Annotated in this window: 16 protein-coding genes; 10 read left to right on the forward strand and 6 right to left on the reverse strand. The window is 70.6% G+C overall.

The window, feature by feature from the left end; all coding sequences use genetic code 11:
- The first annotated feature begins 440 nt into the window (after nt 1–440).
- Together OOK38_RS01570 and OOK38_RS01575 are read left to right on the forward strand one after the other, a co-directional pair.
- Nucleotides 441–2,336, forward strand: a complete 1,896-nt coding sequence (locus tag OOK38_RS01570) for a sialidase family protein (RefSeq protein ID WP_266848046.1) — start codon at nt 441–443, stop codon at nt 2,334–2,336.
- Between the two features lie 10 nt (nt 2,337–2,346).
- Nucleotides 2,347–3,585: a hypothetical protein gene (locus OOK38_RS01575; RefSeq protein WP_266848047.1), complete on the forward strand. Its 1,239-nt coding sequence runs from the start codon at nt 2,347–2,349 to the stop codon at nt 3,583–3,585.
- On the opposite strand, the gene OOK38_RS01580 is transcribed toward OOK38_RS01575, so the two are convergent.
- On the reverse strand, nt 3,518–4,639 hold the full coding sequence (locus tag OOK38_RS01580) for a bile acid:sodium symporter family protein (protein WP_266849307.1): 1,122 nt from the start codon (nt 4,637–4,639) through the stop codon (nt 3,518–3,520). The two genes, OOK38_RS01575 and OOK38_RS01580, sit on opposite strands and share 68 nt — an antisense overlap.
- Before the next feature lie 163 nt (nt 4,640–4,802).
- Between OOK38_RS01580 and OOK38_RS01585 the strand changes: the two genes are divergently transcribed.
- The gene (locus tag OOK38_RS01585; protein ID WP_266763881.1) at nt 4,803–5,675 is read left to right on the forward strand and encodes a LysR substrate-binding domain-containing protein; all 873 of its coding nucleotides are present in this window, start codon (nt 4,803–4,805) and stop codon (nt 5,673–5,675) included.
- Between the two features lie 30 nt (nt 5,676–5,705).
- On the opposite strand, the gene OOK38_RS01590 is transcribed toward OOK38_RS01585, so the two are convergent.
- A complete protein-coding gene (locus OOK38_RS01590; RefSeq protein ID WP_266763880.1) occupies nt 5,706–6,683 on the reverse strand; it encodes an Lrp/AsnC family transcriptional regulator in 978 nt (325 codons plus the stop codon).
- Between the two features lie 138 nt (nt 6,684–6,821).
- Here OOK38_RS01590 and OOK38_RS01595 point away from each other — a divergent pair, with 138 nt between their 5' ends.
- From OOK38_RS01595 to OOK38_RS01610, 4 genes are all read left to right on the forward strand, one after another.
- Nucleotides 6,822–8,306 carry an MFS transporter gene (locus tag OOK38_RS01595; RefSeq protein ID WP_266848049.1) on the forward strand — a complete coding sequence of 495 codons (1,485 nt, stop codon included), beginning with the start codon at nt 6,822–6,824 and terminating at the stop codon, nt 8,304–8,306.
- 441 nt (nt 8,307–8,747) lie between these two features.
- Nucleotides 8,748–10,574, forward strand: a complete 1,827-nt coding sequence (locus OOK38_RS01600) for a long-chain fatty acid--CoA ligase (RefSeq protein WP_266763878.1) — start codon at nt 8,748–8,750, stop codon at nt 10,572–10,574.
- A gap of 348 nt (nt 10,575–10,922) precedes the next feature.
- On the forward strand, nt 10,923–11,714 hold the full coding sequence (locus OOK38_RS01605) for an aldo/keto reductase (RefSeq protein WP_266765932.1): 792 nt from the start codon (nt 10,923–10,925) through the stop codon (nt 11,712–11,714).
- 178 nt (nt 11,715–11,892) lie between these two features.
- The gene (locus tag OOK38_RS01610) at nt 11,893–12,588 is read left to right on the forward strand and encodes a glycoside hydrolase family 75 protein (RefSeq protein ID WP_266763877.1); all 696 of its coding nucleotides are present in this window, start codon (nt 11,893–11,895) and stop codon (nt 12,586–12,588) included.
- Between the two features lie 44 nt (nt 12,589–12,632).
- Here OOK38_RS01610 and OOK38_RS01615 read toward each other — a convergent pair whose 3' ends face one another.
- Nucleotides 12,633–13,334, reverse strand: coding sequence for an SDR family oxidoreductase (locus OOK38_RS01615; protein WP_266763876.1), 702 nt, complete (start codon nt 13,332–13,334; stop codon nt 12,633–12,635).
- A gap of 115 nt (nt 13,335–13,449) precedes the next feature.
- Nucleotides 13,450–14,286, reverse strand: coding sequence for a trans-aconitate 2-methyltransferase (locus OOK38_RS01620; RefSeq protein ID WP_266765931.1), 837 nt, complete (start codon nt 14,284–14,286; stop codon nt 13,450–13,452).
- 250 nt (nt 14,287–14,536) lie between these two features.
- Between OOK38_RS01620 and OOK38_RS01625 the strand changes: the two genes are divergently transcribed.
- Nucleotides 14,537–15,307 carry a phytanoyl-CoA dioxygenase family protein gene (locus tag OOK38_RS01625; protein WP_266763875.1) on the forward strand — a complete coding sequence of 257 codons (771 nt, stop codon included), beginning with the start codon at nt 14,537–14,539 and terminating at the stop codon, nt 15,305–15,307.
- A 29-nt stretch (nt 15,308–15,336) separates the two neighbouring features.
- Here OOK38_RS01625 and OOK38_RS01630 read toward each other — a convergent pair whose 3' ends face one another.
- Entirely contained in the window at nt 15,337–17,043 is a 1,707-nt protein-coding gene (locus tag OOK38_RS01630) for a glycoside hydrolase family 6 protein (protein ID WP_266763874.1), read from the reverse strand.
- A gap of 11 nt (nt 17,044–17,054) precedes the next feature.
- Nucleotides 17,055–18,539 carry a cellulase family glycosylhydrolase gene (locus OOK38_RS01635; RefSeq protein WP_266763873.1) on the reverse strand — a complete coding sequence of 495 codons (1,485 nt, stop codon included), beginning with the start codon at nt 18,537–18,539 and terminating at the stop codon, nt 17,055–17,057.
- Between the two features lie 255 nt (nt 18,540–18,794).
- Between OOK38_RS01635 and OOK38_RS01640 the strand changes: the two genes are divergently transcribed.
- Together OOK38_RS01640 and OOK38_RS01645 are read left to right on the forward strand one after the other, a co-directional pair.
- Nucleotides 18,795–21,719, forward strand: coding sequence for a glycoside hydrolase family 48 protein (locus tag OOK38_RS01640; protein ID WP_266763872.1), 2,925 nt, complete (start codon nt 18,795–18,797; stop codon nt 21,717–21,719).
- 175 nt (nt 21,720–21,894) lie between these two features.
- On the forward strand, nt 21,895–24,555 hold the full coding sequence (locus OOK38_RS01645) for a cellulose binding domain-containing protein (protein ID WP_266763871.1): 2,661 nt from the start codon (nt 21,895–21,897) through the stop codon (nt 24,553–24,555).
- Nucleotides 24,556–24,814: the final 259 nt, after the last annotated feature.

Consider the following 24,814-nt stretch of genomic DNA (forward strand, 5'->3'; position numbering starts at 1 on the left):
TACTGGAAATCCGGATCAACAAGCCCGTGAACTCCCCTGTCCGAGGGCAAGGCCGCCGCCGATCCGCCGCCCGTGGCGACCGGTCCATTCGGGTGAGTGGCCGCCGCCGGGCCGAGCCAGTCCGCGGCCGTCGGCGTGTTCGGCATGTCGCGCGGCCTTCCCCGGGCGGACACCGGAACGCGGAAATCTGGCGTGAACACGACCGGTTCACGCTTCTTGTGGGGTGCCTGAGAGCCCAAGTAGCGTCTGCGGCGCGAACGTTGGACGTGGGATGTCCAGAGAATCCGGAATGCCCAGCCGTACGAAGGGCAGGTCGCACCATGCCGTCACGTCTCCGCACCCGTCCGAGATCCGCCTTCGCGGCCCGACAAGGCCCCGGCTCCCGGACCGTTCCGAGACCCGCCTTCGCCACCCGCCGGGGGCCCGCACCCCGCGCCTTCGTGAGACGGCGCTTATCCGCCCGGCCGGGCCGCGGCCTCCGCGCCCGGCTCGCAGCCGCCCTGACCGCCGCTCTCGGCATCGCCGCGCTGCTCGCGCTCCCCGGCACGGCTCGCGCCGAACCGGCGCCCACCACCGGCGAGTTCGAGCAGCAGGTCCTCTTCAAGGCCGCTCAGGATCCGGGCTACGCCTGCTTCCGCATCCCGTCCGTCGTACGGACGACCGAGGGAACGCTGCTGGCCTTCGCCGAGGGACGCGTCCTCAACTGCGGCGACGCGGCCGACATCGACATCGTGGTGAAGCGCTCCGCCGACGGCGGGCGCACCTGGAGCCCTCTCCAGGTCGTGAACGAGGGCGGCGGGGACACCCACGGGAACCCCACGCCGATCGTGGACCGTGAGACCGGCCGGATCGTGCTGGCCCAGACGTACAACACGGGCCGTACGGACAGCGCGGGCTGCTCGGTCCCCTGCGACCGCACCCCGCATCTCCAGTACAGCGACGACGACGGTCTCACCTGGTCGCGGCCGCGCGACCTGAGCGAGGAGATCCTGCCCGCGAACTGGAACTCCTGGTACGCCACCGGCCCGGTGCACGGCATCCAGCTCACCCGCGGCCGGCACGCGGGACGGCTCGTCTTCGCCGTCAACACCGAGACCTGGAACGGCGCTCGGGTCACCGCCAACCACGCCGCGCTCATCACCAGCGACGACGGCGGCGACCACTGGGACATCGGCGCGACCGACTCCTGGCCGATCGCGGACGACGGCACCTTCCGGCAGAAGCCGTCCGAGATGACACTCACCGAGCGCACCGACGGATCGGTCCTGGTCAGCGGTCGCGAGCAGGACGGCACCGACCTCGGGCACCGCACCCAGGCGGTCAGCCGGGACGGCGGCGACAGCTTCGTCTCCGCCTTCCGTGACGTCCCGGACCTCTACGCGCCCCAGGTGCAGGGCTCCACCCTGCGCGTCGGCGACCGGATCCTGCTGTCCTGCCCGGGCGACCCCGACCGCCGCAGGACCATGATGATCCGCTCCTCCTACGACGGCGGACGCACGTGGGACAGCGTGGACCGCGGCACGGTCGTCACCACCGACTGGTCCGGCTACTCCGACCTGGTGCGGGTCGACGGCGACACGGTGGGCCTGCTGTACGAGGGCGGCGCGGTCGACGCGCGCGACGAGATCCGCTTCGCCCGGTTCACCGAGGACTGGCTCCGGCCGCGCCGGGGCCCGGACCCGACGACGGCCGACCTCGCTCCGCTCACCCGGCGGGCGGCGGTCCTCGGCGGCCCGGCGCGGACGGCGGGCGTCCTTCGGGGCGCGCTGGAGTTCGACGGCGCCGACGACGCCGTACGACTGCCGTATCAGGACCGGCTCGCGCTCGGGACGAAGGACTTCACGGCGTCCCTGTGGTTCCGCTACACGGCCACCAGCGGTGAACAGCCGCTGCTGTGGATGGGCGGGATCGGTACGACACAGCCGCAGGTGTGGCTGCGCGGGGAGCCCGCGTCCAACCGGATCACCGGTCTCATCACCACCAGGAACGGTGCCGCGGCCCCGACCACCGCGTCCGTGCGCACCACGGGCGCGTACAACGACGGCCAGTGGCACCATCTGGCGCTGCGCCGTGGCGGGGGACGGCTCACGCTGTTCGTCGACGGGACGACCGTCGGCGCGGCGGACGTCCCCGGATCGGTGAGCCGGAACTCGCCGTTCGGGGTGCACATCGGCCAGCGGATGGACAGCCGGGCGTACTTCACCGGTGCGATCGACGATGTGCGGGTCTACGACCGGGCGTTGAGCGACGACGAACAGTCGGCGACGCCCTCGGAGCAGGTGACCCGGGACACCGTCCTGTGGCTCCCCATGGACCATGTGAGCGGGGACCACTAACGTCCCGTCCGTGCCCGACGACGCACGAACGCGACGGCGGACCGGGACCGGGCTCGGCCTTCTGCTGGCCCTGGTCTCGGCGGCCGTGCTGCTCACCGCCCTTCCGGACCGTGACCGGGAGGGCGGTGGCGTGTGCTCCGCCCGCACCCTCACCTCCTGGAGCGCGGAGGCGGATCTCACGCGCGAGTTCGCCCGGTACGGCGACGACGCCGGCCGCGCCGACGACTGGACCGGCGGCGACGGAACCCATTCGCTGCGACTCCCCGACGGCCGGGTGCTGTGGCTGTTCTCGGACACCTATCTCGGCCGGGTGTACGCACCGCCGAACCCGGTGGGCGAGTCGTACGCCTGGCGCGACGCGAACGCGCCCCTGGTGCGCAACTCGGCGCTCGTGATGTCCCGCGACGGCCGGCTGCGGACCACGCTGCCCGCGCCCGTCTTCCCCGATCCGGCACCGCGGCAGTGGCGCTGGCCGGTCGCGGCCCGCGTCGAACCCCGCTCCCCGGGCTCGGACCGGCGGGTCGTCCGGGTTCTGCTGTGGACCCGGACGGCGGGGCAGGCTCCGTGGATCTACGGCGTGCCCACCGCCACCGAGGTCGCCACGCTCTCGCTGCCCGGACTGCGCCTCGAAGGCATCACCACGGTCCTGGACCAGCGTCCGGTGGCGGACCCCTCCCGGCGCGTGCTGTTCGGTACCGCGGCCGTCGACACCGGCGCCTGGACGTACGTCTTCGGGGGCGACGACGGGCGGGCCGCCGCGCGTCCCGCCGGGCGGGCGTACGTGGCGCGGGTGCCGCGTGGCGGGCTCGGCGAGCCGGGGGCCTGGGAGTACTGGGACGGTTCGGCGTGGACGGTGCGCGGGCGTCCGGCGCCGGTGCTCGGGGACGGCCGGCGCACGGGTGTGGGCAGCGCGTTCACGGTGGTGCGGGACGGCGGCACCTACGTCCTGTTCACGATGGCGGCCGGCGCCGCGGGTCTGACCACGATCACCTCGTACTGGGCGTGCGCTCCGGCCGGGCCCTGGCACGGGCCCACCCGGAGCTTCAGCCCGTCCCTGCCCGACGGTGACGTGGCCGCGTACAACCCGCAGGCGCACCCGGAACTGAGCGACGGCGACCGGATCGTCCTCAGCTACGACGTCAACTGGCTCGACGCCACGGGCACCGCGGCGCAGGCGCACCTCAGCCGGAACGTGTCCCTGTACCGACCGCGATTCGTGACGTTGCGACTGGGGAGACCCGGCTCCTAGCGGACCCGGCGGTCCCGCCCGCTCCGGCCGGACCGCGGGTACCGGAGCTGCCGCCGGTGCCCGTCGTCCCTCCTGTCCCGGACGGCTGGTCCGGGCCGGCCGGGCCGGTCGCCTCGGGGTCGCGGGCGCGGCGTTTGGCGATCACCGCGCACACCATGAGCTGCATCTGGTGGAAGAGCATCAGCGGGAGCACGGCGAGCGAGGCGTGCGCGCCGAACAGGACACCGGCCATGGGGAGTCCGGAGGCGAGCGACTTCTTGGACCCGGCGAACTGGATGGCGATCCGGTCCTCGCGGCCGAACCGCAGGGCCTTCGCGCCGTACCAGGTCAGGAGGAGCATCACGCCGAGCAGCAGTGCCTCGACGACGAGGAGTCCAGCCAGCTGCACGGCACTGACCCGGTGCCAGATGCCCTGCACCATGCCCTCGCTGAACGCGGTGTACACGACGAGCAGGATCGAGCCGCGGTCGACGTGACCGAGGACCTTCTTGTGGCGGGTGATGAAGGCGCCGATCCAGGGGCGCAGCAGTTGCCCGGCCACGAACGGCACCAGGAGTTGCAGCACGATCCTGACGAGCGCGTCGGGCGAGAACCCGCCGCCACTGTTGCCGAGGAGGGCGGCCGCGAGCAGCGGGGTGAGGACGATGCCGGCCAGCGACGAGAAGGAGCCCGCGCAGATCGCGGCGGGCACGTTGCCCCGGGCGATCGAGGTGAAGGCGATCGACGACTGGATGGTCGACGGGACGAGCGTGAGGAAGAGGAGGCCGGTGTAGAGGTCGTGCGTCAGCAGCGCCGGCTCCAGGCCGCGGGCGGCGAGGCCGAGCAGCGGGAACACCACGAAGGTGCACACCAGCACCGTGCCGTGCAGCCGCCAGTGTTTGAGGCCCTCCACCGCTTCACGGGTGGAGAGGCGCGCGCCGTACAGGAAGAAGAGGAAGGCGATCGCCGCCGTGGTGGCGCCGGAGGCGACGTCCGCTGCCGTACCGCTCGCCGGGAAGAGGGCGGCGAGCCCCACGGTCCCGAGCAACAGCAGGATGTACGGGTCGATCGGCATCCAACTCGGCCACTGCAGGCGTTTCACGGTGCTCCACTGCTCGGTTCGGTGCGTCTGTTCGTCCTGGGCGGGTCGTGCCCTCTCCATCGTCCTCTCCCGGGTCGTGATCGGGAATCCGTCATACCGCTCTGACTGTCATCACGTTTCGCGATAGCGTGACGGCATGTACGACCCTTCCCAGCTGCGTACGTTCCTGGCGGTGGCCCAGACGCTGAGCTTCACTCAGGCGGCCCGGCGGCTGGGGGTGCGCCAGTCCACGGTCAGCCAGCATGTGCGGCGTCTGGAGGACGCGGCCGGGCGGCAGTTGTTCTCGCGCGACACGCACTCCGTCGAGCTCACCGAGGACGGCGAGGCGATGCTCGGGTTCGCGCGGCGGATCCTGGAGGTGCAGGAGCAGGCGGCGGCGTTCTTCGCCGGGACACGGCTGCGCGGGCGGCTGCGTTTCGGCGCGTCCGAGGACTTCGTGCTGACCCGGCTGCCGGAGATCCTGGAGGGTTTCCGTTCCGACCATCCCGAGGTGGACCTGGAGCTGACGGTCGAACTGTCCGGCACCCTCCACGAACAGCTCGCCGCCGGTCATCTCGACCTGGTGCTGGCGAAGCGTCGGCCCGAGGACCCGCGCGGTGAACTCGTCTGGCACGACCGCCTGGTGTGGATCGGAGCCCAGCGGCTGCGGCTGGACCCGGACCGTCCGGTCCCGCTGATCGTCTACCCTCCCCCGGGCATCACGCGGGCGCTCGCCCTCGAAGCCCTGGAGCGCCAGGGCAGGCCGTGGCGCATCGCCTGCACCAGCGGCAGCCTCAACGGCCTGCTCGCGGCGGCCCGCGCGGGTCTCGGGGTGATGGCCCACTCACGGGGACTCGTGCCGCCCGGTCTGGTCCGGGTACCGGAGCGAGCGGGGCTCCCGGAGCTCGGCGAGGTCGACTTCGTGCTGGTGCACGGTCGCCGGCGGCCGTCCGCGCAAGGGGCCGCGGACGCGCTCGCGGCGGCGATCCTCGCGGGCGGTGACCGGCTGCACCGGGGACGACGGAACTAGCGTCCGCCGCGGTCGGCGCGTCCGGCGGCGTCAGCGGAGCCTGGCGTACGTGAGTTGCTTGACCCGGCGCATGAACGGCGTCGTCTCGACGTACTGGACGCCGTCGAGACGGCCGAGCGGGCCGCTCAGGTACGCGTAGAGACCGGCCGTGTCGGGGACGACCGCGGTGACGACGATATTGGAGGGGCCCGCCGTCGCGGAGGCGAAGGCGATCTCGTCGTGGGTCGCCAGGGCCTGTCCGACGGAGTGCAGGGCGGCGGGCGCCGCGGTGATCCACAGGCAGGCGGCGAGGCCGTAGCCGAGGTGCTCCGAGTGGTACTCGACGTCGACGTACACGGCGCCGGACGCCAGCAGCGCGGCGAGACGGCGCTTGACGGCGGACTCGGAACGCCCGGTGGCGCGTTGCAGCTCCGGGTAGGTGGCGCGGCCGTCGCGTTCGAGCGCGGCGACCAGCGGTTCGTCCTCGGGATCGATACGGGCCGGACCGCTCGCCTCGGACCGCTCGGGGCGCAGCGCGGCGATCTGGTCGTCGGTCAGCGCGGCGAACTTGCCGATCCAGCCGTCGGGGCCGCCGAAGAAACGGTGGATCAGCTGGTGGGCCCGGATCTCCATGATCTTCGGGGTGCGCGGGAGCTTGCCGAGCAGCAGGTCGTCGTGGTCGGCGGGACTGCGCGGGCGGGTCATGCAGATCACCTCGGTGCCGCCCGAGGCGAGGCCGATCCAGGCGGTGTCGGGACGCTGGGCCAGGGCGTCCGCGATGGCGGTGGCGCTGTCGGGCGCGCAGCGCAGCCGCAGCATCCAGTGGTCCTGACCGAGCCGGTGCGCGTCGCGGACCGCGACGACCCGGAGCCCGGCCTCGGCGCACAGCTTGCGGTAGCGCCGGGCGATCGTCTGGTCGGAGACGCCCAGCACCTCCCCGATCCGGCTGAAGGAGGCCCGCCCGTTGATCTCCAGGACGGCCAGCAGCCGCAGATCAAGCAGGTCGAGATCGTTGGATTCCAGTTTCATGAGGCCCGCCCCTGTCGGATTCCGTCGATCCGGCACCCGAAACCATGGCGATCGACCGGCACGGCCCCATCGCACGGAGACAGATCGGGTGTCACACACATCCGGCCGGCGCGAGCCGTGGCACAGGGAGATGAGGACATGCGTACATGGGGGCCGCTCACGGCGGTGTGCCTGGGGACGTTCATGTTGCTGCTGGACGTGACGATCGTCGTCGTCGCGCTGCCGGACATGGCGCGGGCGCTGCACGCGTCCCTGAGCGATCTGCAGTGGGTGATCGACGGCTACGCGCTCGCGCTGGCCGCGCTGCTGCTGGGGGCGGGGGCCGCCGCCGACGTGCTGGGCCGGCGCCGCGTGCACGTGGCGGGCGTCGTGCTCTTCGCGGCGGCCTCGCTGTGGTGCGGGCTCGCGACCGGCCCGGGGATGCTGGTGGCGGCTCGGGCGGTGCAGGGCGTGGGCGCGGCGGCGATGCTCGCCACGACGCTGCCGCTGCTCGGCTCGGTCTACCAGGGGCGGCAGCGGTCGGCGGCGCTCGGGGTGTGGGGCGCGGTCAGCGGCGGCGCGGCGGCGGTCGGCCCGGTACTGGGCGGGCTGCTGACCGAGGGGCCCGGCTGGCGGTGGATCTTCTTCGTGAACCTGCCGGTGAGCGTGGCGGCCGTGTGGCTGACGCTGAAGGTGGTGCCGGAGTCGCGGGGAGCGCGCGGGACGCGGATCGACTGGGCGGGCACGGCGACGTTCGCCTGCTTCGTGGGCGCGACGACGTACGCGGTGGTGCGGGCCGGTTCCGACGGCTGGACGTCGACGACGACCACGGGCTCGTTCGCCTTCGCGGCACTGGCGCTCGTCGCGTTCGTGCTCGTGGAGCGGTGGGTGACTCGTCCCCTCCTGGACCTGGCGCTGCTGCGCGAGCCCGCCTTCGTGGGCGTGATGCTGGGCGCGCTCGCCTTCAACGGAGCGGCGTTCGGCGTCATCCCGTATCTCTCGATCTGGATGCAGACACTGCTGGAAATGAGCCCCGTGCGCGGCGGGCTCACGCTGCTGCCGATGACGGGCGCCTCGGTGGTGGTCGCGATCCTCGCCGGGAAGCTGCTGCACGGGGTTCCGGCGCGGCTGACGATCGGCGGCGGGCTCCTGCTGATCGGCTCGGGGGGCTTCTGCCAGGCCGTCCTCGACGCGGGCGCGCACTGGACGGTGCTGGTGCCGGGTCTGGTGCTCGTCGGGATCGGTGTCGGGCTGGTCTCCCCGGCGCTCGCGGGCGCCGCGCTCGCCGCCGTACCGCCGGAGCGGGCGGGCATGGCGGGCGGCGCGGTCAACACGGTCCGGCAGCTCGGGTACGCGCTCGGGGTCGCCGTGTTCGGCACGGTCCTGACCTCTCGCATGCAGGACACGGTGTCGCACGACGCGGCCCACACGCTGGCGAGCGGGGGCGCCGGGGCGCTGCGGGGCACGGTCTCCGAGGACACACTGCGGGCCGCCTTCGCCTCCGGGCTCGACACGGCGTCGGTGGTGGCCGGCGTGACGGGGATGATCGGAGGCGCACTCGTCCTGGCGCTCGTCCGGACACCGCGCACCGCGGCGGCCGCGTCCAGGACACCGGCCGAGACGGTGACGGCGCCTCGCGCATGACGCGGGCAGGGCCGGTCCCGGAACCACCGGGACCGGCCGCTCGGCCGCTCGGCGGCTCGGCGGCTCGGCGGCTCGGCGGCTCGGCGGCTCGGCGGCTCGGCGGCTCGGCGGCTCGGCTGCCTCGACGACACCGCGGCCGGGAGCTGGGAAGCGGCGACCGGACGCGGCTCGCCCGACCCCGGAATCAGAGACTCCGAATCCATCGCGGCGCGCCGTCACGTGCCGACGCGGGGTCGTACAGATTCCGTGGAGATTACGGACCCGAACCCTACGGAACCTACGGAACCGTAAGGAATTCTGTCCGACCCTTCCCCTTGTGCGGGCATTTCCCCGGCTGACCAGTGGGGACGCCACACCGCTCGACGGCTCGAACCCCCTCCCGTCCGGTCGAACGGTGGGGTAGCTTTCACGGCGCTGTGCGGAGCGCCACGAGGAGCGGTATTGCGCGAGTTCACCAACCCCCCGTTGGCGTCGGCGCCGCCGGTGGGCGGCCTGGCCGACGCCGTGTTCGAGCATGCCCAGGAAGACCCGCTCCACATCGCGCTCGGCCGCAAGGACGAGCAGGGACAGTGGCGCGACGTCACCTCGGCCGAGTTCCGGGACGAGGTCCTGGCGCTCGCCAAGGGCCTGCTCTCGCAGGGCATCCGCTTCGGCGACCGGGTCGCCATCATGTGCCCCACCCGCTACGAGTGGACCCTCTTCGACTTCGCCCTGTGGACGATCGGCGCCCAGGTCGTGCCCATCTACCCCACCTCCTCGGCCGAGCAGGTCTTCTGGATGCTGCACGACGCTCAGGTGTCGGCGGTCATGGTGGAGCACGAGGACCACGCGATGACCATCGCCACCGTCGTCGACCGGCTGCCCCAGCTGCACAAGCTGTGGCAGCTCGACGTGGGCGCCGTGCACGAGCTGTACGAGGCGGGCGCGCACCTCGACGACGAGGTGGTCCACCGGCACCGCCGCGCGGTCACCCCCGAATCGACCGCGACGATCATCTACACCTCGGGCACCACCGGACGCCCCAAGGGATGCGTCATCACCCACGCGAACTTCATGTTCGAGGCGGACACCGTGATCGAACGCTGGGAGCCCGTCTTCCACTCCAAACGCGGCGACGAGGCGGCCACCCTGCTGTTCCTGCCTCTCGCCCATGTCTTCGGGCGGATGGTGCAGGTCGCCGCGTTCCGCGGGAAGGTCAAGTTCGGGCACCAGCCGCAGCTCAACGCGGCCGCGCTGCTGCCGGACCTGGCCGCCTTCCGGCCCACCTTCTTCCTGGCCGTGCCGTACATCTTCGAGAAGGTCTTCAACGCCGCCCGCCGCAAGGCCGAGAAGGAGGGCAGATCCGGCCCCTTCGAGAAGGCGGTCGACGTGGCTGTCCGCTACGCGGACGCGATCGAGGCCAAGGCCTGGGGCATCGGTCCCGGCCCCTCGGCGAGCCTGCGCATGCAGCACCAGGTCTTCGACAAGCTCGTCTACTCCAAGGTGCGGGCCGCCATGGGCGGCCGGGTCAGACACGCGATGTCGGGCGGCTCGGCGATGGACCGGCGGCTCGGGCTGTTCTTCGCGGGCGCGGGCGTCACCATCTACGAGGGGTACGGGCTCACCGAGTCGACCGCCGCCGCGACCGCCAACCCGCCGGAACTCACCCGGTTCGGCACCGTCGGGCAGGCGATCCCCGGCACCACGGTGCACATCGCGGACGACGGCGAGATCTGGCTGCACGGTGGCAACGTGTTCCAGGGCTACCTCAACAACGACAAGGCGACCGACGCGACCCTGCACGACGGCTGGCTCGCCACCGGCGACCTCGGGTCCCTGGACGAGGACGGCTACCTCACGATCACCGGGCGCAAGAAGGAGATCCTGGTGACCTCGGGCGGCAAGAGCGTCTCGCCGGGGGTGCTGGAGGAGCGGGTGCGCGACCATCCGCTGGTCGCGCAGTGCATCGTGGTCGGCAACGACCGGCCGTACATCGCCGCGCTCGTCACCCTCGACTCCGAGGCCGTCGAGCACTGGCTCCAGATGCGCGGCAAGCCCCAGCTGTCCGCCGGCGATCTGGTGCGCGACCCCGATCTGGAGACCGAGGTGCGGCGCGCCGTGGTCGCCGCGAACACCCTGGTCTCGCAGGCCGAGTCGATCCGCACCTTCCGGATACTGGCCAACCAGTTCACCGAGGAGCACGGGCTGCTGACCCCGTCGCTGAAGCTGAAGCGCAAGGCGATCGAGAAGGCGTACGCGACGGAGGTCGAGGCGCTCTACCAGGCGTAGTGCCGGGCGGGGGTCCCCCTCATCGGGGCGGGCGCGTTCGCACGGCTCTCCCGGTCAAGGGCCCGATTCCTCCGATGTTTCCCTGATCGCCGGTTCCATGACGGTCGAGGGCAGCCCTACCGCGCGCCGACCGGATCAGGGGCCGGTCAGCCGTCCGGACGTGATCGACACCTCCCGGGCGTGATTGATCGGACCCATTTCAGCCAATCTGCGATTCCTCGGACCGGAAGCCCGGTCAGGAATGCATCACGGCCCGTGATCGTTGACGATACGAAGACCATCCGACGACTGAAGGATCGAGAGCTCGTGAGCAAGGTCCCCCCGACCATCCTGAACAACGGCGTCGAGATGCCGCAGCTGGGCTTCGGCGTCTGGCAGGTGCCGGACGACGAGGCGGAGCGAGCGGTCGCCACCGCGCTGGAGTCCGGGTACCGCAGCATCGACACCGCGGCGATCTACGGCAACGAAGAGGGCACCGGCAAGGCCATCAACGCCTCCGGCATCGCCCGCGAGGAGCTCTTCGTCACCACCAAGCTCTGGAACAGCGACCAGGGGTACGACTCGGCGCTGCGCGCCTTCGACACCTCGCTGGAGAAGCTCGGCCTGGACTACGTCGACCTGTATCTGATCCACTGGCCGACGCCGTCCCGCGACACGTACGTCGACACGTACAAGGCCTTCGAGAAGATCTACGCGGACGGTCGCGCCAAGGCCATCGGCACCTCGAACTTCCTCCCGGAGCACCTGGCGCGGCTGATCGACGCGACGTCCGTCATCCCGGCCGTCAACCAGATCGAGCTGCACCCGCACCTCCAGCAGCGCGCGGCCCGTGAGTACCACGCCGAGCAGGGCATCGCCACCGAGGCCTGGTCGCCGCTCGGCCAGGGCAAGGGCCTCCTGGAGGTCCCGGCGATCATCGCCATCGCCCAGAAGCACGGCCGCACTCCGGCCCAGATCGTCCTGCGCTGGCACCTCCAGCTGGGCAACGTCGTGATCCCGAAGTCCGTGACCCCGGCCCGGATCAAGGAGAACATCGACGTCTTCGACTTCTCCCTGGACACCGAGGACATCGCGGCGATCTCGGCACTGAACGAGGACCGCCGGCTGGGCCCGGATCCGGCCACGTTCGACATCGGCTGACCGGCACCCGCCCGCACCACCCGCCGGCCCGGATGCGCTGACCGCATCCGGGCCGGCGGCCTTTTCATGCCCCTGGACCGGACCAACTCCGGGGAAAGTCTTGACGCGGTCATGCAAGCAGGGCCACCTTGTACGGCAACCCGGTAAGGAAAGTTTCCTAACAGAAGGGTCCCCCACAGTGCGCACTCGAACACTGACCCTGTCCGCGGCCGCCTGCGCGGCACTGCTCGCCACCGCCACGCTCCCGGCCGGCGCCTCCGCCACCGCCAACCCCCGCTCGGCACAGGAGGGTTCGGTCAGCGCGGCCGCTCTCCTCGCCAAGGTGACGTCCTGCTCGCAGATATCGAGCGGCAAGTACCGGACCGACGAAGAGACTTCGGCCACCGTCCCCGTCTGCGGCAAGAACGGCGCCGTGTTCTGGAAGGCCGACCTGGACATCGACTGCGACGGCCAGGTCACCGCCAGGTGCAACGGCGACACCGACCCCTGGTTCCAGGACGACACCGCCTTCCACCAGTCCAACGGCCAGGCGCTGCGCGCCGACTCGCTGCCCTACGTCGTCGTGCCGAGCACCAGCAGCATCTGGAAGTACACGAGTTCGGGCATCAAGGGTGGCGGCGTGGTCGCCGTGATCTACAACGGCAAGGTCGAGTACGCGGTGGTCGGCGACACCGGACCGACGCAGATCATCGGTGAGGCGTCGTACGCCACCGCGAGCGCGCTCGGTATCGACCCCGATCCCGAGACGGGCGGGACCGACTCGGGCGTGACGTACATCCTGTTCAAGAACTCGCAGGTGTCCCCCATCGAGAGCCACAGCGCGGCCGTGTCGCTCGGGGACTCGCTGGCCAAGCAGTTCATCCAGAGCAACTGAGGACCGGCCCGGCGGAGGCGCGCACCGCCCCCGCCGGGCACGGCTCAGACGGGCTGGCCGATCGGGCGGACGACCAGGGTGTTCACGTCGACGCCCGTCGGCTGCCCGACCGCCCAGACGATCGAGTCGGCGAGCTGCTCCGCCGTCAGCAGCTGCCCCGGCGGCAGGCTGCCGTAGCTGTCCCAGAACGGGGTCTCCACGCGGCCGGGCGAGACCAGGGTCACGCCCACGCCGTACTCGGTGACCTGGCGCCTGGTGTTCTCGGCGAGCCCGGTCACCGCCCACTTGGTCGCGCCGTAGATGTTGCCGGGTGTGTTCACATGCCCGGCGACACTGCCGATCAGCACGATGCGGCCACGGGTCTCCTTCAGCGCGTCGATGGACGCCCTGATGAGCAGCGCGGGCCCCAGCACATTGGTCAGCACCATCTCGGACCAGCCGGCGGGGTCGCCCTCGGCGACCGTGTCGTGGGTGGCGAAACCGGCGTTGGCGACGACGGTGTCGAGCCGCCCGAACTCCTTGAGCGTCGCCTCGACCGCCGCCCGCACCTGGTCGTACTCGGCCGCGTGGCCGACGACCGTCAACAGCCCCTCGGGGTTGCCGAGTTCCTCGGCGAAACCACGCAGCCGCTCCGCCCCACGACCGGTCACGGCCACCCGCTGCCCGGCGTCGAGCAGCCGACGCGCGACAGCGGCTCCGATACCGCTGCCGCCTCCGGTGATCAGCGCGACAGGAGAGTCGGTCATGGTCTACCCCCAAGAGTTTCCGGCCGGCCGCGGGCCGACTGTACGGCGAACCCGGGGAGTTCATCACTTGGAGCACACTCGATGTCAAGGCAGGCCGTGCGTCCGCGGCACGGGTCTATTCCGGCTTCACGCCCACGTACACCGTCATCGCCGTCAGGACGAACGCGTCCGTGCGGTGGTGCACGCTCGCCTTGTCGTCCGGGTCCAGGAGCCGGTCGAGGGTGGCGAGGTCCTCCGGGTCGAGCCCTTCGGCGAGGCCGCTCCGCCGGTGGGTGAGGGCGGTGACGACGAAGGCGCGGGCCTCGTCCGAGAGCGGGGCGGGCAGGTCGAGGAGGAAGGTGCGGGTCGCCGTGTGGCGCAGGCCGACGGCGGTGAGCAGGGCGGGCCAGTCCTCCGTCTCCTCCACCGATCCGGGCAGTTCGGCCCGCATCCGGGTGAACCACTCGTCGTGCACCGCGTCTATGCGGGCCTGGAGGCCGGGCCGGCCGATGCCGATGTCGCGCGGGAGGAACCGCGTGGGCAGGCCTCCCTCGAGCAGCGCGAGGGTGCCGCCGGGCGCCAGGCTCCGGACGAAGCCCTCGAGGGCGGCCCGCTGGTCGCCGACATGGTGCAGCGACCTGCTGGCCCACAGCAGGTCGGCCGGGTACTCCAGGTCACCGATACCGTCGGAGAGTTCGGCCTCGACGGTGCTGAAACGGTCGGCGAGGCCGAGCCGCTCGGCGCGGGCGCGGGCCTCCGCCAGCAGAGGTTCCACGCCGTCCACGGCGACGACCCGCGCACCGGGGAACTTCTCGGCGAGCAGGCAGGAGATGACGCCGGGACCGCTGCCCGCGTCCACGATCAGCTCCGGCTCGGGCCGCTGCTCCCGCAGCCAGTCGGCCGCCTCGACGTACGCCGGGGTGAACAGCTCCGCCTCCTGCACCAGCATGGGCAGCATCTGGGAGAAGTCCATCTGGGTGTGATCGTGCCCGTGGCCCTGCGCGGGGCCGTGGCCGTGATCCTGCGCCGGGCCGTGGTGCTGTGCCCGGCCGGGGCGGGGGCCGTGGTCGTGGTCCTGTGCCATGGGACAAGCCTCTCTCTCGGAATGAGGACAGCGTGCGCCGCCACTCCCGGAAACGGCCAGTCGCGTTGCTCGAACGGCAAAAGAGGGGCCGCCGGAAAACCGGATGCGCCCACCGGGGCCCGTCATCGAGCATGACCCCATGGACGACGTCATGGTGGAGCGTTTCCTCGAGGACGGCTTCGTGCGGATCGAGGGCGCCTTCCCGCCACGGGTCGCCGCGGACTGCGCCCGGCTGCTGTGGAAGGAGACGGGCTGCGCTCCGGACGACCCCGCCACCTGGACCAAACCCGTGCGCTGGATCTCCGGCATGGCCCAGGGCCCCTTCGCCGCGGCCGTCAACTCACCCGCCCTGCACGACGCGTTCGACCTGCTGCTCGGCGAGGGCCGCTGGGAACCGCGCTACTCGCTGGGCAGCTTCCCGCTGCGTTTCCCGCACGAGGAGGAACCGGACGACGCGGGCTGGCACATCGAGGGAAGCTATCTGCCCGAGGGCGCGACCTGGTACCACACCAACCTCCGTTCCAAGGGGCGCGCGCTGCTGATGCTGTTCCTGTTCAGCGAGGTGGGCCCCGAGGACGCCCCGACGCGTATCCGGGTCGGCTCGCACCTGGACGTGCCCCCGCTCCTGGAGCCGTACGGGGAGGAGGGGGTCTCGGGCCTGGACATCGCGCCGCGGCTGGTCGAGGCGTCGGCGCACCGGCCGGTCGCGTACGCCACCGGCCGCCCCGGCGACGTCTACCTGTGCCATCCCTTCCTGGTGCACGCGGCGCAGCCGCACCACGGGAGCCGGCCGCGGTTCATGGCGCAGCCGCCGCTGCATCCTGCGGTGCCCTGTGAGCTGGAGCGGCCCGACGGGGACTACTCGGTGGTGGAGTCCGCGATCCGCCAGGGGCTGGGGAAGGGGAACTGACCCCTGGCGGACCGCACGCGCTCAGCCGGTCACAGCGCCGGGTACGCGTTCTTCATGAGCTCCTGGAACTGGGCGGAGAACCAGTGTCCGGAGAGCGGGGCGTTCGGCAGCGCGCCGGAGAGGCTGTTCCCGTTGCGGGCGTTGCCCGTGTACGTGGGGTCGCACATCCGGTCGAAGCCCTTGCCCTCGTCGTTCGCGATCGCCGAGCTGGAGCCGTCGGACTCGCCCGGGGGCTTCATCCACACATAGGCGTCGATGCCGGTCGCCGGTGCCGCCTTCGGACGCTCGCCGAGACCCGCGCCCGACTGGTTGCACCAGTTGCCCATGTGGATACGGCGGTCGTAGCGCCCTCCGTCGACGTACGTGTCGACGCTGGTCGTCGCGCCGGGACCGGCGGGCCGCGCCGTGCCGCCCCAGCCGTTCCTGGAGGTGTCGATCAGCATGCCGATGCCGGAGTCGAAGCCGACCGAGACGAGCTGGGTGCGGAAGGCCTGGGCGTAGGACAGCTCGTCGACGTAGCGGTTCCAGTCGACCCACTTGGACTGGCGCACGGAGGTGCCGTTCACCGTGTCGTTGATGGTGAAGTTGTTCTCCTTCAGGGCGCTGTAGTTCGCCGTGTTGGTGATGAACCCGTGCACGTCGCCGACCGTCGCGCCCTCACTGGTCGCGGCCTGCTTGAACAGGGTCGCCGAGGGGGCGAAGTTGTCGTCCCAGCCGAGCCAGCCGTGGTGGCCGGCGTCGATGTAGTTGTAGACGTTGGGGATCGCGCCGAGCTTGGCCAGCGCGTAGCCGACGCCCTTCACGTAGTTGCCGTTGGCGAGCATGGTGTCGCACGCGGGCGTGGCGGTGGCGCGGCTGCCGGTGTTGGTGACGAGGTTCGGCAGCGAGTCGATCTCGATGGTCGTGACGATGCGCAGCCCCGCGTACTTGCTGTCGGAGAGGATCGCCGCGATCGGGTCGATGAACTGCGTCTTGTACTTGTCGATCTCCGTCGGGCCGAGCTCGCCGTTGGAGGCGAGGGCGGCGCAGTCGCGTCCGGGCAGGTCGTAGACGACGAGCTGGACGACCTCTTCGCCGCTGCCCTTCTGGGCGAGCGCCGCGTCGAGGTGGGCGCGCAGACCCATGCTCGTGGACGAGCCGTTGATCGCGGCGATCCGGTCGAGCCAGACGCCGGTGGGCTGGTTGGAGATCCGGCTGCCCCCGGTCTCGGCGGCGGCCTTCGCCGACCATTCCGGGTTCACGTAGACCTTGGCGCCGGCGTACGGGTTGTCGACCTTGCCGGAGGGATCGGGATCGGGGTCGGTGCCGCCACCGCCGTCGTCGACGTTGCAGGTCACTCCGTCGAGCGTGAAGGCGGTGGGCAGGGCGTTGGTGCCGCTGTAGGAGGCGTTGAAGCCGAAGCTGGTCGAACTCCCTGTTCCCAGCGTGCCGTTGTACGACTCGTTGGCGGCGGTGACGGCCGTCCCGCTCTGGCTGATCTTGGCGTTCCAGCCGGAGGTGACCTTCTGGTTCCCGGCGTACGACCACTTGACCGCCCAGGAGGACTTGGCGGCGCCGTTGTTGGTGACCGTGACGGCGGCGGTGAAGCCGGTGTCCCACTGGTTCTGCACCTTGTAGTCGACGGTGCAGGGGACGGCGGCGACGGCGTCGACGTCCGCGGGGACCGCCGCGGCGGCTCCCGATCCCGCGGCGATCAGGGCGAGTGCCCCGAGAAGTGCTGTTCTTGCACGGCTCATGTGCGGGTTCCTTATCCGTTGAGGGCGCGCAGGTGGTCGCGCAGCCCGATGCCGTACGCGGTCGGTGTTCCGTCGTAGTTCGAGATCAGCGACGGACCGGAGGAACAGTCCCAGGTGTTCCAGGTCCAGCCGAGATAGGAGAGCCCCCGGTCGTCGAACCACTTCATGACGGTGTCGACGAAGGAGTGGGAGCAGGTGTTCTCCCCGATCTCGCCCGCCACCAGGGGTACTTGGGCGGCGACGGGGGCGAGTGTCGAGTTCCAGCAGCTCTCGCTGGCGCAGGTGTTGAAGTTGTAGACGTGGTACGCGGCGACGAGATTGCCCGTCGGATCACTGGGCCTGTACGTCAGCCACTGGCTCAGGTCGTTGGAGTACGCGAGCCCGCCGGCCAGGATCAGGTTCTTGGCGCCGGTGCCGCGTACCGCGTCGACCAGGTCCTGCATTCCGGCGACCTCGTAGGAGATGCCGGGGCAGCTGCCGCCGTCGCGCCAGCAGGTCCACGCCTGGGTGGTCGTGGAGGTCGCGCGGTCCGGGTAGGGCTCGTTGAACAGGTCGAACGCGACGGCCGGGTCGTCCTTGAAGGTGCTCGCGACCGAGGCCCAGAAGGACGGCGTGTACTGCGCGTCGGGCATCGGCTTCTGGCAGGTGGCGTGCACGTCGGAGCAGCCCGCCGAGTTGCCGGTGTACTGGCCGTAGGTCCAGTGCAGTTCGACGAGCGGGGTCATGCCGTGCGCCTCGACCTTGGCCACCAGGTCCTTGACCGCGGCGATGTAGTTGGCGCCGGCGTACTCCGGTTTGATGTTGGAAAGGCCCAGCCAGCACTCCTCGTTGAGCGGGATGCGGACGGTGTTGGCCTTCCAGTCGGCGATCGCCTTGACCGCGGCGTCGTCGACGGGACCGTCGAAGAAGCCGTAGCCCTGGACGCACATGAACTCGCCGCCGGAGCGGTTGACGCCGAGCATCCTGCGGGTGGCTCCCGCGGAGTCGACCAGCTTGTTGCCCGAGACGTGCAGTTTCGGCGCCTCACCGCCGGTCGGCGGCGGGTCGGTGGGGGTCGGGGTGGGCGTGGGCGTCGGTTCGGCGTCCACGTTGCAGGCGATGCCGTTGAGCTTGAACGCCGTCGGTGCCGTGTTGCTCCCCGACCAGGAGGCGAGGAAGCCGGCGCTGACGCTCGCGCCGGTGGCCAGCGTGCCGTTCCAGCTCTCGTTGGACGCGGTCACGGTCGTACCGGACTGGGACCACTTGGCGTTCCAGCCCTGGGTGACCTTCTGGCCGCCGGAGTAGTCGAAGCCGAGGCTCCAACTATTCAGTGCGGCGCTGTTGTTGGTGATTTTCACGGAGCCCTGGAAGCCGGTGTCCCACTGGCCGGTGACCGAGTACTCCACCGTGCACGCGGGCGTGGCTCCCGAAGCCGTGACGACCGGCGCGATCGCGGTGCCCACCAGGGCTACCGCGGCGCCGATCACTAAGAGAGACAAACGCGGGGGGTGACGCATGAAGCGACTCCTTGCAGCTCTGGCGCGCCGTGATCGACGCGTCGACTGGTGGAACCGCTCCCACTGGTGCGGAAGAAGCTAGCGCCAAGTGCGGGAGTTGGACAGAGGAGTCGCACTGTTGATCAATCGAATCATTTCGACTCTTCAAGCACCTTGACCCCTCTCACCCCCGTCTCCAATATGGGAGCGCTCCCACTGGTTCAAGGCTTGTTGCTCCTCCCCCCATTCTCCGAGCCGCAAGGAGGAACCAGCACCATGGATCCCAGCCCTCGATGGAGACGTCGTCGCAGCTCGCGTCGCCTGTGGACCGCCGTCGTGGCGGCTCTCGCCCTTCCGCTCACGACTCTGGCGACCGGTACGACTCCCGCACACGCGGCCGCGGTTCAGTGCAGCGTCGACTACAAGACCAACGACTGGGGCTCCGGCTTCACTGCGGATCTGACGATCACCAACCGGGGCACGGACGCCATCAACGGCTGGACCCTGACGTACGCCTACACCGGCAACCAGACCCTCACCAACGGCTGGAACGGGACCTGGTCCCAGTCCGGCAAGACGGTCACCGCGAAGAACGCCGCGTGGAACGGGACGATCGCCGCCGGAGCCGCCGTGACCGCCGGCGCGCAGTTCACCTACAGCGGCAGCAACACCGCCCCCGCCTCCTACGCGGTCAACGGCACCACCTGCGCCGGCGCCCACCAGCCGCCGATCACCGTGCTGACCAGCCCCGCCGCGGGCGCCGTCTACACCCAGGGCGACGCGGTCCCGCTGGCCGCGACCGCGGCGGCGGCCGACGGGGCGACCATCGGCAAGGTCGAGTTCTACGACGACACGACCCTGCTCGGCACCGACACCAGCTCGCCGTACACCCTGTCGGCCTCCGGACTGGCCGTGGGCAGCCACTCGCTCGTGGCGAAGGCGTACGACAGCCTGGGCGCGTCTGCGGATTCCACCCCGGTCGGCATCACCGTCGCCTCGGGCCCCGCCGTGGTCGCGTCACCCACCCAACTCGGCGTCCAGCAGGGCAAGTCGGGGACCTTCGGCGTGAAGCTCTCGACCCAGCCGAGCGCGAACGTGACGGTGGGCGTGACCCGCACCGAAGGCAACACCGGGCTGTCCGTCACCGGCGGTTCCAGCCTGACGTTCACCCCGTCCAACTGGAACACCGCCCAGACCGTGACCATCGGCGCCGACGCCTCGGGCACGGGATCCGCGACCTTCACGGCCTCGGCGACCGGTCACGCCAAGGCCACCGTCACCGTGACGGAACTGGCCGCCTCGAAGGCGTACGACGCGCGTTTCCTGGACCTCTACGGCAAGATCACCAACCCGGCGAACGGCTACTTCTCCCCCGAGGGCATCCCGTACCACTCGGTGGAGACGCTGATCGTCGAGGCGCCGGACCAGGGCCATGAGACGACATCGGAGGCGTACAGCTATCTGATCTGGCTCCAGGCGATGTACGGGAAGGTCACCGGCGACTGGTCGAAGTTCAACGCCGCGTGGACGACCATGGAGACGTACATGATCCCCACGCACGCCGACCAGCCGACGAACTCCTTCTACAACGCCTCCAAGCCGGCCACCTACGCGCCCGAACTGGACACTCCGAACGAGTACCCGGCCAAGCTCGACACCGGTGTCTCGGTCGGCCCGGACCCGATCGCCTCCGAGCTGAAGAGCGCCTACGGCACGGACGACGTGTACGGCATGCACTGGCTCCAGGACGTGGACAACACCTACGGCTACGGCAATGAGCCCGGCAAGTGCGAGGCGGGTCCCACCGCCACCGGCCCGTCCTACATCAACACCTTCCAGCGCGGTGTGCAGGAGTCGGTGTGGGAGACCGTGCCGCAGCCGACCTGCGACGCCTTCAAGTACGGCGGCAAGAACGGGTACTTGGACCTGTTCACCGGCGACTCCTCGTACGCGAAGCAGTGGAAGTACACGGACGCCCCGGACGCCGACGCGCGTGCGGTGCAGGCCGCCTACTGGGCCGACCTGTGGGCCAAGGCCCAGGGCAAGAGCGGTGACGTCTCGGCCACGGTCGGCAAGGCGGCGAAGATGGGCGACTATCTGCGCTACGCCATGTACGACAAGTACTTCAAGAAAATAGGCAGTTGCGTCGGCCCCTCGACCTGCCCGGCGGGCACCGGCAAGGACGCGTCGCACTATCTGCTGTCCTGGTACTACGCCTGGGGCGGCGCGACCGACACCTCGGCGGGCTGGGCCTGGCGCATCGGCTCCAGCCACACCCACGGCGGCTACCAGAACCCGCTGGCCGCCTACGCGCTCAGCACCAACGCCGACCTGAAGCCCAAGTCGGCCACGGGCGCCTCGGACTGGGCCACCTCCCTGACCCGCCAACTGGAGTTCTACCGCTGGCTCCAGTCGAACGAGGGCGCCATCGCGGGCGGCGCGACCAACAGCTGGGCGGGCCGCTACGCGACACCTCCGGCCGGGACGCCGACCTTCTACGGCATGTACTACGACCAGCAGCCGGTCTACCACGACCCGCCGTCCAACCAGTGGTTCGGCTTCCAGGCGTGGTCCATGGAGCGGGTCGCCGAGTACTACCAGCAGACGGGGAACGCGAGCGCCAAGGCGGTCCTCGACAAGTGGGTCTCCTGGGCGCTGTCCAAGACCACGATCAACCCGGACGGCACCTACCAGATCCCCTCCACGCTCCAGTGGTCCGGCGCCCCGGACACCTGGAACGCCTCAAGTCCCGGCGCCAACAGCGGACTTCACGTCACCGTCGCCGACTACACGAACGACGTCGGGGTGGCCGCCGCGTACGCCAAGACCCTGTCGTACTACGCCGCCAAGTCCGGAAACACCCAGGCGAAGACGACGGCGAAGGCACTCCTGGACGGCATGTGGAGCAACTACCAGGACGGTCTGGGCATAGCCGTCCCGGAGACCCGCGCCGACTACAACCGCTTCGACGACAGCGTGTACGTACCGAGCGGCTGGACCGGCACCATGCCGAACGGCGACGCGGTCAACTCCTCCTCGACCTTCGCCTCGCTGCGGTCCTTCTACAAGAACGACCCGGCCTGGTCGAAGATCGAGAGCTATCTGGCGGGCGGCGCCGCGCCCTCCTTCACGTACCACCGGTTCTGGGCGCAGGCGGACATCGCCCTCGCCATGGGCTCGTACGCGGAGCTTCTCGAATAGTCCCCGCTGTGGCTCCGGGTACGCGGCCCTGTCCCTGACGGCAGGGCCACCGGCCGGGCGGTCCCTCACCCGCACTGAGGGCCGCCCGGCCATCACGTTTTCCCCCTTCCCATCGCTTCCCCTCCCGCCCCAGCCCTCCCCTCCTTCCCCCATCTCCCCCGGAGAGGACCCCACCGTGCGAAGAACCCGCATCCTCACGGCCGTGCTCGCCCTCGCCGCCGGATTACTGGCCGGCACCCCGCCCGCACTGGCCGCGCACTCCCCCGAGGAGACCGCCACAGCTGTCGCGGCAGACACGTACACCTGGAAGAACGCCCGCATCGACGGCGGCGGCTTCGTCCCCGGCATCGTCTTCAACCGCTCCGAGAAGAATCTCGCCTACGCCCGCACGGACATCGGCGGCGCCTACCGCTGGGTCCAGTCGACGAAGAGCTGGACACCGTTGCTCGACTCGGTCGGCTGGAACGACTGGGGCCACACCGGCGTCGTCAGCCTCGCCTCCGACTCCGTCGACCCGGACAAGGTGTACGCGGCGGTCGGCACCTACACCAACAGCTGGGACCCCACCGACGGGGCCGTCCTGCGCTCCGCCGACCGGGGCGCGAGCTGGCAGAAGGCCGACCTGCCGTTCAAGCTGGGCGGGAACATGCCCGGACGCGGCATGGGTGAGCGTCTCGCGATCGACCCGAACAAGAACAGCGTGCTGTATCTCGGCGCGCCCAGCGGCAAGGGCCTGTGGCGGTCCACGGACTCCGGAGCGAGCTGGTCGCAGGTCACCGACTTCCCCAACGTCGGCGACTACGTGCAGGACCCGACCGACACCAGCGGCTACGCCTCCGACAACCAGGGCATCGTCTGGGTCACCTTCGACGAGTCGACCGGCTCCGCGGGAAGCACGACACAGACGATCTACGTGGGGGTCGCCGACAAGGACAACGCGGTCTACCGCTCGACGGACGGCGGTGCGACCTGGTCCCGGCTCGCGGGCCAGCCGACCGGTTACCTCGCCCACAAGGGCGTCCTCGACGCGACGAACGGCTACCTCTATCTCGCCTACAGCGACAAGGGCGGCCCGTACGACGGCGGCAAGGGCCAGTTGTGGCGGTACGCGACCCGGACCGGGACATGGACGGACATCAGCCCCGTCGCGGAGGCCGACACCTACTACGGCTTCAGCGGGCTGACGGTCGACCGGCAGCACCCCGGCACCGTGATGGCGACGGGGTACAGCTCCTGGTGGCCGGACACCCAGATCTTCCGGTCCACGGACAGCGGCGGCTCCTGGACCAAGGCGTGGGACTACACGTCGTACCCGAACCGCTCGAACCGCTACACGATGGACGTCTCGTCCGTGCCCTGGCTGACCTTCGGCGCGAACCCCTCACCCCCCGAGCAGACCCCTAAACTCGGCTGGATGACCGAGGGGTTGGAGATCGACCCCTTCGACTCGGCCCGGATGATGTACGGGACGGGGGCGACGGTCTACGGCACCGAGAACCTCACCGACTGGGACGGCGGAGGCCAGTTCACCGTCAAGCCCATGGTCCAGGGCCTGGAGGAGACGGCCGTCAACGACCTCGCCTCGCCCCCGTCGGGTGCCCCGCTGCTCAGCGCGCTCGGTGACATCGGCGGCTTCCGGCACACGGATCTCACCAAGGTCCCGTCGATGATGTACACCTCGCCGAACCTCACCTCCACGACCAGCCTCGACTACGCCGAGACCAGCCCGAACACGGTGGTACGCGTCGGCAACCTCGACTCCGGTCCGCACATCGGCTTCTCGACGGACAACGGCGCCAACTGGTTCGCGGGCAGCGACCCTTCGGGGGTCACCGGCGGCGGGACGGTCGCCGCGGCCTCGGACGGCAGCCGCTTCGTGTGGAGCCCGGCCGGCACCGGGGTGCAGTACACCACCGGGTTCGGTACGTCGTGGTCCGCGTCCAGCGGTATCCCCTCCGGCGCGGTCGTCGAGTCGGACCGGGTCGACCCGAAGACCTTCTACGGCTTCAAGTCCGGCAAGTTCTACGTCAGTTCGGACGGCGGCGCGACCTTCACGGCGTCTTCGGCCGCCAATCTGCCCAGCGGGGACAGCGTGCGCTTCAAAGCGCTGCCCGGCGCCAAGGGCGATGTGTGGCTGGCGGGCGGCGCGAGCGACGGGGCGTACGGGCTGTGGCACTCGACGGACGGCGGCGCGAACTTCACCAAGCTGTCAGGCGTCGACCAGGCCGACACGATCGGCTTCGGCAAGGCGGCGACGGGGGCCTCGTACCAGACGCTCTACACCAGCGCGAAGATCGGAGGCGTACGCGGGATCTTCCGCTCCACGGACAAGGGAGCGAGCTGGACGCGGATCAACGACGACGCCCACCAGTGGGGTTGGACGGGAGCGGCCATCACCGGGGACCCGCGGATCTACGGGCGGGTGTACGTCGCGACGAACGGGCGCGGGATCGTCTACGGAGACAGCTCGGACACCGGGGGCGGCGGGGGCACCGATCCGACGCCCACACCGACGGGAGCCTGCACCGTGACGTACCGGATCACGAACCAGTGGTCGGGCGGCTTCCAGGCGGACGTGCAGCTCGCCAACACCGGGTCGAGTGCCTGGAGCGGCTGGTCGCTCGGCTGGTCCTTCGCCGACGGCCAGAAGATCACCCAGCTCTGGAACGCCGACCACACCCAGTCGGGCGCGGCGGTGACAGCGAGGAACGTCACCTGGAACGCCAACGTGGCGGCGGGTTCCTCGGTGAGCTTCGGCTTCACGGGGAGATGGACGGGGGCGAACACGAAGCCGACGGCCTTCAAGCTGGGGGAGCAGAGCTGTGCGGTGAGTTGACCTTCCCGCCCTCAGCCTCCAGGGGCTCGTGTCCGACGGGCACGGGCCCCTGAGCAACCCATCACAGGTCGGAGACCTGGAACCAGGGAAGTCAGGAGAACGCTTCCGCCCCGCCGTCCGACACGGTCCGGGGAGACACGGACGGTTCGGGGCGAACGGACCGTCGCGGCACGTCACGAGAAAGCAGCGTTGGAGCCCTTTGTCCCACCCGGAGTGATCACAACTGCGTCACCACCTTCACGCTCCACTCACACTCCCT

The organism is Streptomyces sp. NBC_00568 (assembly GCF_026341855.1).
GTDB lineage: Bacteria > Actinomycetota > Actinomycetes > Streptomycetales > Streptomycetaceae > Streptomyces.